General features: G+C 56.1%; 9 protein-coding genes. 1 reads left to right on the top strand and 8 read right to left on the bottom strand.

Features of this window, described 5'->3' with window-relative positions:
- Positions 1 to 476 precede the first annotated feature (476 nt).
- The 8 genes from K3M35_RS25005 to rfbA all read right to left on the bottom strand — a co-directional run bounded on the left by K3M35_RS25005 (position 477) and on the right by rfbA (position 9,614).
- Positions 477 to 1,721, bottom strand: coding sequence for a hypothetical protein (locus K3M35_RS25005; RefSeq protein WP_220667206.1), 1,245 nt, complete (start codon positions 1,719 to 1,721; stop codon positions 477 to 479).
- 37 nt (positions 1,722 to 1,758) lie between these two features.
- The gene (locus K3M35_RS25000; protein WP_220667205.1) at positions 1,759 to 2,985 is read right to left on the bottom strand and encodes a polysaccharide pyruvyl transferase family protein; all 1,227 of its coding nucleotides are present in this window, start codon (positions 2,983 to 2,985) and stop codon (positions 1,759 to 1,761) included.
- Entirely contained in the window at positions 2,969 to 4,246 is a 1,278-nt protein-coding gene (locus K3M35_RS24995; RefSeq protein ID WP_220667204.1) for a hypothetical protein, read from the bottom strand. The genes K3M35_RS25000 and K3M35_RS24995 overlap by 17 nt, the downstream gene beginning before the upstream one ends.
- A 90-nt stretch (positions 4,247 to 4,336) precedes the next feature.
- Complete coding sequence (locus tag K3M35_RS26785; RefSeq protein ID WP_220667203.1) at positions 4,337 to 5,518, bottom strand: acylneuraminate cytidylyltransferase; 1,182 nt, start codon at positions 5,516 to 5,518, stop codon at positions 4,337 to 4,339.
- Positions 5,515 to 6,402: a hypothetical protein gene (locus tag K3M35_RS24985; protein WP_220667202.1), complete on the bottom strand. Its 888-nt coding sequence runs from the start codon at positions 6,400 to 6,402 to the stop codon at positions 5,515 to 5,517. The genes K3M35_RS26785 and K3M35_RS24985 overlap by 4 nt, the downstream gene beginning before the upstream one ends.
- Positions 6,403 to 6,529: 127 nt before the next feature.
- Entirely contained in the window at positions 6,530 to 7,423 is an 894-nt protein-coding gene (locus K3M35_RS24980) for an N-acetylneuraminate synthase family protein (RefSeq protein WP_220667201.1), read from the bottom strand.
- Between the two features lie 735 nt (positions 7,424 to 8,158).
- Positions 8,159 to 8,740: a dTDP-4-dehydrorhamnose 3,5-epimerase gene (gene rfbC, locus K3M35_RS24975; RefSeq protein ID WP_220667200.1), complete on the bottom strand. Its 582-nt coding sequence runs from the start codon at positions 8,738 to 8,740 to the stop codon at positions 8,159 to 8,161.
- Position 8,741: 1 nt separating this feature from the next.
- The gene (rfbA, locus tag K3M35_RS24970) at positions 8,742 to 9,614 is read right to left on the bottom strand and encodes a glucose-1-phosphate thymidylyltransferase RfbA (RefSeq protein WP_220667199.1); all 873 of its coding nucleotides are present in this window, start codon (positions 9,612 to 9,614) and stop codon (positions 8,742 to 8,744) included.
- A 61-nt stretch (positions 9,615 to 9,675) separates the two neighbouring features.
- On the opposite strand from rfbA, the gene K3M35_RS24965 reads away from it, so the two are divergent.
- On the top strand, positions 9,676 to 9,809 hold a 134-nt coding region (locus K3M35_RS24965; RefSeq protein WP_220667207.1), incomplete at its 3' end, for an NAD-dependent epimerase/dehydratase family protein.

The raw sequence follows: 9,809 nt of genomic DNA, 5'->3' as shown, positions 1-9,809 counted from the left end.
GTCAGAAGAGCCGTGAGCCAGACCCGCCCACCAGACCCATCCTGCGCCCACCGAGCCGAGACCGTCACGCCCATCAAGGAGTCAGACCAACCGGTCCACGAGATCCATAGTGAAGAGCCCCGTATCCTGACCGCGCTGGGACTACCGCCCGATGAGCGGGGCACTAAATCTGTGCAAGTCAGGAGTTCGGCATCGGTGTGCGCCGACCCGACGTGTTCGATGATCTCGACCCTGCCGCGGATTTTGCGGGCGACCCGGACCGCGACCGCTCCCGATGCGGTCCGCACCTTCCGCACTTATGTCACGGCCGGGACGCTACCTGATTAGTACCCCACTCCACCCGACAGGACTGGCGAACATGCAGGTCACGAAGCCGTGCATCTATCTACCCGTCGGTAATGTCCTAACTCGGACCTAACTCGGGCGAGACAGGTTCCGTTCATACCAAGATAGTTACTTTGCCAGTGCAGATTCCTTCATCGATTTGCAGTCGCATTCGAGGGTTTCCCAAGGCATTCGGAGCGTCTCTGCGCCTCATACTCTTTGCATTGGACGCTGATCGAGACGAGCAACAGACCCGCTAATACCCACAGCCACGGGCGACCAAACGCGTTATTCAGCTGAACTACAGCCGGCAGCACGGCAAGGCACACCCACGCGGGAAGAATTGAAGGAGTCCCAAATCGGGCACCCGCTCGTCGCGGCAACAACCAACACCAGGTCCAGGCCCAGATGCCCAAGAGGATCAACCCCGCCAGGCCAAACTTCCAAAACAAATCGAATGCGAGGACATTGCTTGTACCAGGGATGACTCGGGCTCGAAGAGGATCATAGACCGACAAAATCGGCGAACCAGTCCAAGACAAACTGCCGCCATTCGCATTCTTCACCGCAAGTATATCGAGCTGCCTTGTATCGAGCGAAGAAACTGCTTTTACCCGGTCTACCGATGATAATGCTCGATACACAAACCAAAACGCGAACGTCCAGCAGAAGCCGATTATGAGCAGGATTGCGATTCGAGACCGGCGAACCGCCGGAATACACACAAGTACGACGGCAATTAGTATCGCAAGCGCAGAACGAGTAAATATAACCACAATCAACGGAGCAAGAAGAAGCGCGTACCCATTGAGCCCAAGGGTTAGTGCCGCAGCAAACAACATCGCAGCAAACATCGCAAGCCAAGTCGCCTCAGCAAAGAACAATACTGGCCGGAGCAACCCAGCTACTCTTTCTCCGCTATTTTGTGACGCGGCGGGGAGTATCAGAACCTGGACGACTGATCCCACGATAACTACCCAAACCGATCCTTTTACAACTCTCCGCAACTGACTTACGCGCAGCGAACTAAGCAAAATTACGCTAATAAGCAGAAGCGTCACGTTTGAAACGATTTGGGGCAGGTAGCTTACCCTTCCGGGGGCGCCAAACATTGCAATTGCGGGGATGACCGCAAGAAAACACGTCGCAATAAGGAGCGCGACTAGCGAGATGTATCGGGAGTATCGCGCAAGCCCGAGGAGAATAACCGGGGCTAAAAATAAGCCAACGACGTGGCTTACGTAGAGCGAGTAACCAACCGCATCAATGGTAAGCCGGTCTAATGAACTGCCAAGAATGAGGAGTAAAGCGCATCCAATCGCAAATCCATCCGCAGGAACAGAATGGCCACCACCCCCCGATCTATAGAAGCGAAAACGGTTTGCCGCGTCGTTCACGAGATTACCAGTTTGCGCTACGTCCGCTCCGCCCATGTCACCGCTTCCCGGTCGCAAAGCTTGCGCTGATAGTGGAACGTAGAAAGGCTGCGGGATCGGCGAAGTCGTCCGAATACCGCCATCCGGACTGCGCGCTCTTACCATCGTCTCGCAAAGTTGACAATTTCTGCAGGTCACCCACAACGTCCACTTGCCGTCCCGCGAGAAGAGCTGCAAGGCCTGGGTGAAACCGCATAGTATGAACGCTCTCGCAGCTCATTAAGAGTCGAAAAGGTTCGACGCAACTGTCCCATTCGCACACCGTGGCGATACGCTGAGGGTCTCCTCCCCGGTTCAACGTTGCAGAAACCACATCATTCGCAATTCTCTCGTCGCTAGAGTGAAATAGAAAGATCTCAACCGATTTGCCAGCAGAGGTCCACTCCGCCACCATGCACGCCAAACCCTCTATTTCTTGTGCCCGTTCAGCTTCTCGGACCGAATCACCAGGCAAGAATGTAGGCCACCGGTACCTATCCAAGAGCACTAACGCGTGAACATCAGGACGCACGTCGATGCTGTCCTTCATTGCAGAAAACAAGGTACTTGCAGGGTCGCGCACTAGGACTGCATCGACGCCACTTCCTGCCAGGGTTTGACGACTACGGCGATCTCGGACCGAAACCTTGTGTACCCTACGCAAGATAGAAATGACTGCACGCGATACTAATCGACTGCTGTAGAAGTGCTCTGAAACGCCGATTCCATGAACGACAGTATCGTATCCGCGCAGGCGTGCGATCGCTATCTTCGCGCAGTATTCTAGAACGAGTCGATGAACATTTATATCGTCGCGCTTTCCTTCAAGGAGGCCACCACCGCCGAGGATAGCTACGCCGGACCCGCGCTGCAGCGCCTTAAAGGTGCGAATTATACCGCTGAACCCATCTCCACAGTACGCGAACCTTGCATGCGGGATATCGTTCTTAAGTAAGGTGAAATCTGGACGACGGCCAACAATAACAATGTCGTCAAAGTTATAATTATCGACGGAAGAAAGTATTCCTAACGCAACTATATCGTCGCCGAAGTTTGAGTTTCCGTAAGCTCCAATAAGCGCAAGCTCTGAGCCCTGGGCTAGATTCGTGATATTGCCAGGTGGCCCCGTTCTCCTCAGGCGCCTGGCTGAAGTGACGAGGTCTCCACCCAGAGCAAGGGAAACCGCGGTGAGTGCAAGAAAAAAGACGCGCAGCACCCGAAGTTTGTGTCTAAGAATCGATGACATCCAAGATTCCCCTTTGTAGCAATTGCAGGTTGTCCGGACTGAGATCGAGCGGGGTGAACTGCCCTGGCCATGAAAACTCTTCCATTCTTGCAAGTAGCCGCTCGACGCCTGCGGGGTCAGCGGGCTGAGCGTCAAGGATAGCGTTTGCGATATCTCGCGGATCCTTAACGTCAGTTGTCAATCCATACCCCGAATAGAACGGGGTTCCGTAACAGACAACTGGCTTTCCACGCTTAAGCGCTTCAAACCCCATCGTCGAAGCAAGTGTCAGAATGACATCGGCAAGATCGATTGCTTCTGAAAAGTGCATTCTTGGGGGAAGGAAAGAGACGTTTGGTAGATCTGCCACCTCCCGTAGGATCACGTTGTGGTGTGATGAAAGATGATGCGGGTGTGGCTTAATCCAGAGTCGATGCCCAACCGGCAGGGTAGTCGAGAGATACCGCAGGAAATGAACCTGGGGAATCGCATGGCGTTCCCTTACTGCAACCTGGAAGTCTCGCTCGTCGTGCATTGGGTATACAACGTTCGTTTCGTTCGGCTTCGGCTTGCCGCTCGTCGTCGGGATACGACGCAAGACCGCTTCCCTTAAGGTCCAGACGACCTTCTTGCTGTACCACCCACGGGGATAAATTCCGCGATTCTTTATTGTCACTTCCGCCGCCCGAATAATAGGTTCCTGGCGCGGACTTTGTAGTTTATTCTTGAAAGGAGGAAGGGGTTGCTCCGATAAGTCCGTGAAAGGTTCGGTCCCAGGTCTGTAGCCTTCCGTGCCAGGGAATGGCACGAACGGAGACGACATCTCAGGAAGGAGCACAAACCGGCCGTTCAAAGGAATGGCGTTGTAGTAGACACGGCGAATATCTCGACTCTTCGCCAATGCGTCGAAGGCAACTCGCAGAGTTTCGCCACCAACGGCTGAAACCAGAACATCCGGCTTCCACTCGCGCAGGACTTCATCCGCAATGCTCAATACAGAACGGCCGTGCGTGCGCCGAGAATTCGCCGGCGCGAAATGCCAGTCCCGATCGTAGTGAGGAACGAATGCCGCATCTGCAAAACCGGCTGCCCGTGCGAGATCGTCTCCGCGATTGCTAGCCTCGCCGGCCGCCCTGTACAAACTCTCGACGCCTGAACCGGCTAACCGGGGAAGCCAGGTGAGAACCCTGCAACTGTGGCCTTCTCGCTCCATCAATTGGGAAATATAGCGGTCGGCTTGCACTTCTTCTTCACCCAAAGCCAGGAACAGCACTCGACTCATGCAAGAATCTCGCTCTCTAAAGATCTTCTTAGAATTTCGACGTATTTACGCGAACATTCGAATCGTGTCTATGCTCGATACGTGATCTTATCACCGAGGTAATACGGCGTCGGAACTTACAGAGCTTAGAAGAACTCGGTCCGCGGCCTCTCGAACGGCCCCCCGGCCCCCTTTCGCCTTCAGTACGACACGAGCCACTTCGATTACCTCAGGCCTTGCGTCAGCTACCGCTATTGGCCATCCAACGTACTTCATACATTCGATGTCGTTTATGTCATTGCCGACATACGCCGCGTCGCCCGGCGGAATACCCATCTCGCACAACCACTCGACAAGGCTAGATAGCTTCTCGTCGATCCCTTGAAGGACATCGACGCGCAATTTTTCCGCTCGTCGAGATACTACTTTATTTTGTTCTTTCGAAAGAATAAGGACAGGGATCCCACTTTCGCGAAGGCGTGCCACACCCATTCCATCAGAACGATTCACCCTGACTGTCTCGCGACCTTCATCCGATAAATATGCAGTATCATCGGTATGAACACCATCGAAGTCAGTAATTAACGCACGAGCAGGGATGGGATCTGGTGTTGAAATTTGAGTCGCCATAGCCCGTGCGAGGTCCAAGTCGGTGGGGGTGTCGATCTCCAGTGAAGTCCACTCTGGAACCTCTTGGCCGATAGTCTTGCCAAAGAAGCGTGAACGACTTTCAATGAGCCCCTGCGTCTGCATGATGTAGAACGCCCCTGTCTCAAGGTACTGAGGTTCGAGGTCCTGACGTCGCTGACGCTTGAGACCGCTGTGATTCGCACCTACGAGCGTGCCGTTTTCAAGTCTCCAGATAAATCGGTGAGAATGGGTGACCGATAGGACCGTCGAAGCGGACTGCTCCCTCAGCCGAGTGATCGCGGAATCAAGATCTTCGGCACGTATGAATGGGCTCGTGCATTGCACAAAGGCCGTTATATCGGGTGTCTCACCCCGGTGCTTCAATGTGTCCAGCACATGGATCAGAGCGTCTTCCGATGATGCAGTATCCGTCGCTAGAAAATCTGGACGCATGACCACTTCGGCACCTGCTGATCGTGCTATTTGCGCGATCTCCTGATCATCGGTACTAACGACTACGGTATGGATCAGAGCGGCATCCCGGCACGTCTCAATCGCACGGACTACGAGCTCACGGCCGCCAACCTTCGCCAAATTCTTGCGCGGGATGCCCTTCGAGCCGCCACGCGCTGGAATGATCGCTACGACCTTCGGAAGAGTCACTTTCCCCCCATAACGGGCCTATTCGGACTGTTTGAAACGATGGATTCCAGCACACGGGACCAGCTTTCGTCCACAAGTGTGCGGTACCGGAGATGCATATCGGACGCCGCTTCCGGTCGATCGGTGACACGGCGGACCGCATCCACCCAGGGCTGATCATCGCTGGAGCTTACGATTCCTGGGTATTGTCGACCAGCCAAGTGGATCAGGAACTCCGTTTCCTCGCCCACAACTTGGGCGCCATGCTCAATCGCACGTACCGCTATACCGCTCTGCCAGTACTTACGATAGGGAATGACCACGGCGTCGCTCTTTGCCAGCACGCCATCCAACTCAGATTCAGACACAAATCTGTTGGTAACCGTCCATCCGGGAACCGCCGGCCACCCGCGCCCGACAATCTGAAGGCGGTAACGGTCCGGTTCGAGACCCGCAGCCAGGTCGGTCAAGACATCGAGGTTTCGGCTCGGCTTGAACTGCCCAAGCACCGTTACTACCTTCCTCTCCTGGACCGACTGGAGACGTGGATGCTGCTCGGTAAGTATGGGGTGCAAGGCTACAAGGGGACGAAACCCTAGCTCCGACTCAGTGGCTTCGGCGGCGGCCGAAGTATGGCTGATCCATTGCACACGACTAAATCGCTTCGCGAGCTTCTTCGAGAACGTTCCGGAGAATGCTTGCTTGCGGATTGGAATCGGATCGTGAGCGACGACCCAGGTGCGGTTCGCAGAACCACCCCAAAGCACTCCTTCTAGCCAGCCGTAGGCCGGCCACGCAACGATCGTAGGTGTGCCAGATTTCGCTCGCCGCCGAACCTCTTTGAGATGAGCAACCGCTCGCGCGGGGCGGGAGCGTGCGTCATCGATCGGCAGGGCGCTCTCCACGATCTGCGCTCGAACGCCCAACCGCGCAAACGTTTCTGTCAGCTCGACTGCGTAATGGTTGAGTGTATTCGGCAGACAGTTGAAGACCTGGATTTCGATGACGACACCGCCTCAATCGGTTCTCTATTTAGGAGGTAACCGGAACGGATCCGGTCCACTTCAATTTCGCGCGGGTCGCCTTTTCAACCTCAAGGAGATCGGCGTCCTTGTAACGGAGCGACTTTGCCACATGGGAAAGATCGCGCTTGAGTCGGCGAAGACCATCCGGTTCGAGAGACGCAGAATGGTCGGTCCCCTTCGAGGTCCGATCCAACGTGAAGTGGCGCTCTACAGTTGTTGCACCCAGAGCCATCGCAGCGACGTCAGCGGCGATCCCGAGGTGATGGCCAGAGAATCCGACCTCGCTGAGTTCGTCACCGTACGTGTCCTTCAGTCGCTTGACCTCAAGGAGTGCCAATTGGTCGAACGGGACGGGATACCCGGACGTGCACGCATACAGAACCACATCTTGGAGGCGACCTCGATCGCGCAGGAAATCGACGATCGATTCTTCCTCGGTGCGGGTCGTCATGCCGAGCGAGATATGGATCTTTCCGCCGTATTCGTCGGCCAGAATCCGAAGGACGTCGAAGTGAAGGTTGGTCGCGGACGGCACCTTGATGAAGTCAGGATTAAGTTCCGCTACTTCTGCCGCGGACGAAGTATCCCAAACAGAAGTCGAATACACCACACCCTGCTCTTCGCAGTGCTCACGCAGTTCCTTGTGCTGGTCGATGGTGAACTCAAGGAAATCGCGGTGTTCTCCGTACGACGCCCCAAAACTATGCATCGGATTGGGATGCGGTGTGTTGTATTCTTGCTCCGTGAAGAGGACACGGTTGTCGCGCTTCTGAAACTTGACTGCATCTACCTCACAGAAGTTTGCAGCGACCGAGATCATCTTCTTGGCGACTGTCATGTCGCCGGCGTGATTGCAGCCAATTTCGGCGATGACGAACGGTTCGGGATGTTCGTTGGACATATTGTTTCCTTCCGAAGGACACGATTGCTTATTCCATGGCGAACGTGATCGCACTAGACGAATGGCGTTGCGTACCATCGACGCACCACGAGTGGTCAAAATTTACGTAAGGACGTCGGCGTTCGTAACGCGGAGCGTATGGAGACGTCTTGCATGCCAACACGATCCTGCGTGCGACCTACTGTTACTCACTGCGGGGTTCATCACCGCAGAGCCTTGCGGACGTCGACCGAGATTTAACTTCGCCCGCCCACACGAGACCTGGTCCCCAGATGTCCACCGGTCTCACCGCCGGAATATGAGAAGTGGATTTGCCTGCCACTGACATCGGTTGCTTCCTCCCCGAAACGTGCGTACGAAGTGTGGCTGCCGAGCTCCTACGCCCGACCGCCGCAGCTCGCGTCGACCGTTCCTCCCCAGGTTTCGGTCAGTCCGAGCTTCTTTGTGTCCTTATGTTTCATATTCGAGCATAGGCAGCGTACTCGCATCCTGAGGAGCGGTGCTGTTCCAGGAGCATGGCGTCTCTTCCTGTGAAGGATCACGTCACCTTCACCTGCTAGCGCTGGTCAGAACGACGGGCGCCTTGCTGCGCTGCGGTTACTGGCCAGTAGTTCTAGATCGTCCGTACCAAGGCATAGTGAACAATGTCACACTGTTGCTACCAATTAACGAGTCCAGTTCGTGACATGTACGGGAGAGTTCGGCATTCCCCACCAATCCCGAGAGACATCGCGACTATCCCTGCGGTAGACGACCTGCTTCGAGGGCTTTGCGTAGACGAGGGGCCGACTGATCCTTCGGAGACAGTTCGTACTGAAGGGTTCGGCCATCCGCGCCGACAGTGGGCCAGTCGATCCCGATCTCCGGATCGAGTGGGTACACCTCGTGCTCACGGTCGGGGTCGTAGCCCGTCGAGCACAGGTAGACGACGGTCGAGTTGTCCTCGAGTGCAAGGAAGCCGTGGCCGAGGCCCTCGGGCAGGAAGATCGCGCGCCGGTCCTTCGTGTCGAGCAGCACCGAATCCCACTGCCCGAAGGTCGGCGACCCCACCCTCAGGTCGACGACAACGTCGAGCACCGACCCCGACACGCACGTGACGTACTTCGCCTGTCCGGGAGGGACATCCGCGTAGTGGATGCCGCGCAGTACTCCGGCGGCGGAGACCGAGCAGTTCGCCTGCGCCAACTCCAGGGGACGGCCGGCAGCGTCGGTGAAACTCTCCTGCTTGAACCATTCGAGGAACACGCCCCGGTCGTCGCCGAACTGTTTCGGCGTGATCTCCCACGCCCCGGCGATCGCGAGTTCGCGGTACTGCACGTCAGTGCCCCTCTCGTTCCAGCAAATCGACCAGGTATTTTCCGTAACCTGACTTAAGCAGTGGCTGAGCCAGCATTCCCAACTGATCGTCCGAAATGAAGCCACGGCGCCACGCCGCTTCTTCCGGGGCTCCGATCTTCAGGCCCTGTCGGTCTTCGATCGTGCGTACATAATTCGATGCATCGAGCAGGGAGTCGAAGGTGCCGGTGTCGAGCCAGGCGGTGCCTCGCGGCAAGACCTCAACCTGCAGCTTGCCGGCCTCAAGGTAGGCCCGGTTGACATCAGTAATTTCATACTCGCCGCGATCTGATGGGCGTAGACTCCGGGCGATTTCGACGACATCGTTGTCGTAAAAGTAGAGTCCCGGTACTGCGTACGGCGATTTCGGTGTTGCGGGCTTCTCCTCGAGTGAGATAGCGCGACCTCTGTCATCAAACTCGATTACGCCGTAAGCGCTGGGATCAGAAACGCGGTATGCAAACACCGCGCCGCCGTCGATAGTCTCAAACCTTGCCAACTGCGAACCGATTCCTGGACCGTAAAAGATGTTGTCGCCCAAGATGAGTGCGACAGTGTCATCGCCAATATGCTTCGCACCGAGCACGAACGCCTGTGCAAGTCCATTCGGCTCGGGCTGCACTTGATAGGTCAGATTGATTCCGAACCGCGTACCGTCACCCAGTAGCCGCTGGAACTGTTCCGAGTCGTGCGGCGTAGTGATGATCAAGATGTCGCAAATACCGGCCAAGATCAGAGTCGACAAGGGGTAGTAGATCATCGGCTTGTCGTAGACAGGCACGAGTTGCTTGCTTGGCCCAAGAGTGATCGGATGAAGTCTCGATCCGGTCCCCCCGGCGAGAATGATTCCACGCATAGACCTAGTGTTTCATTACCGTTAGATAACGGCGAGTCGAAGCGACCAGCGGAGGTTGAGGATGAAGTTGCTCGTTACCGGTGGTGCCGGTTTCATCGGCGCGAACTTCGTCCATCAGACCGTCGCGGAACGACCCGACACGCAGGTCACCGTGCTCGACAAGCTCACCTACGCCGGCAACCGCGCCTCCCTCGA

The sequence above is a fragment of the Rhodococcus sp. DMU2021 genome, from assembly GCF_019641445.1.
Taxonomy (GTDB): domain Bacteria; phylum Actinomycetota; class Actinomycetes; order Mycobacteriales; family Mycobacteriaceae; genus Rhodococcus; species Rhodococcus pyridinivorans.
This window is presented reverse-complemented; position numbering and strand designations above follow the sequence as displayed.

What these genes read in the sequence shown, in the direction of transcription:
- K3M35_RS25000 (WP_220667205.1), bottom strand. Translation starts at nt 2,985, where the DNA reads ATGTCATCGATTCTTAGACACAAACTTCGGGTGCTGCGCGTCTTTTTT.
- rfbA (WP_220667199.1), bottom strand. Translation starts at nt 9,614, where the DNA reads ATGCGTGGAATCATTCTCGCCGGGGGGACCGGATCGAGACTTCATCCG.
- K3M35_RS24980 (WP_220667201.1), bottom strand. Translation starts at nt 7,423, where the DNA reads ATGTCCAACGAACATCCCGAACCGTTCGTCATCGCCGAAATTGGCTGC.
- K3M35_RS24995 (WP_220667204.1), bottom strand. Translation starts at nt 4,246, where the DNA reads ATGAGTCGAGTGCTGTTCCTGGCTTTGGGTGAAGAAGAAGTGCAAGCC.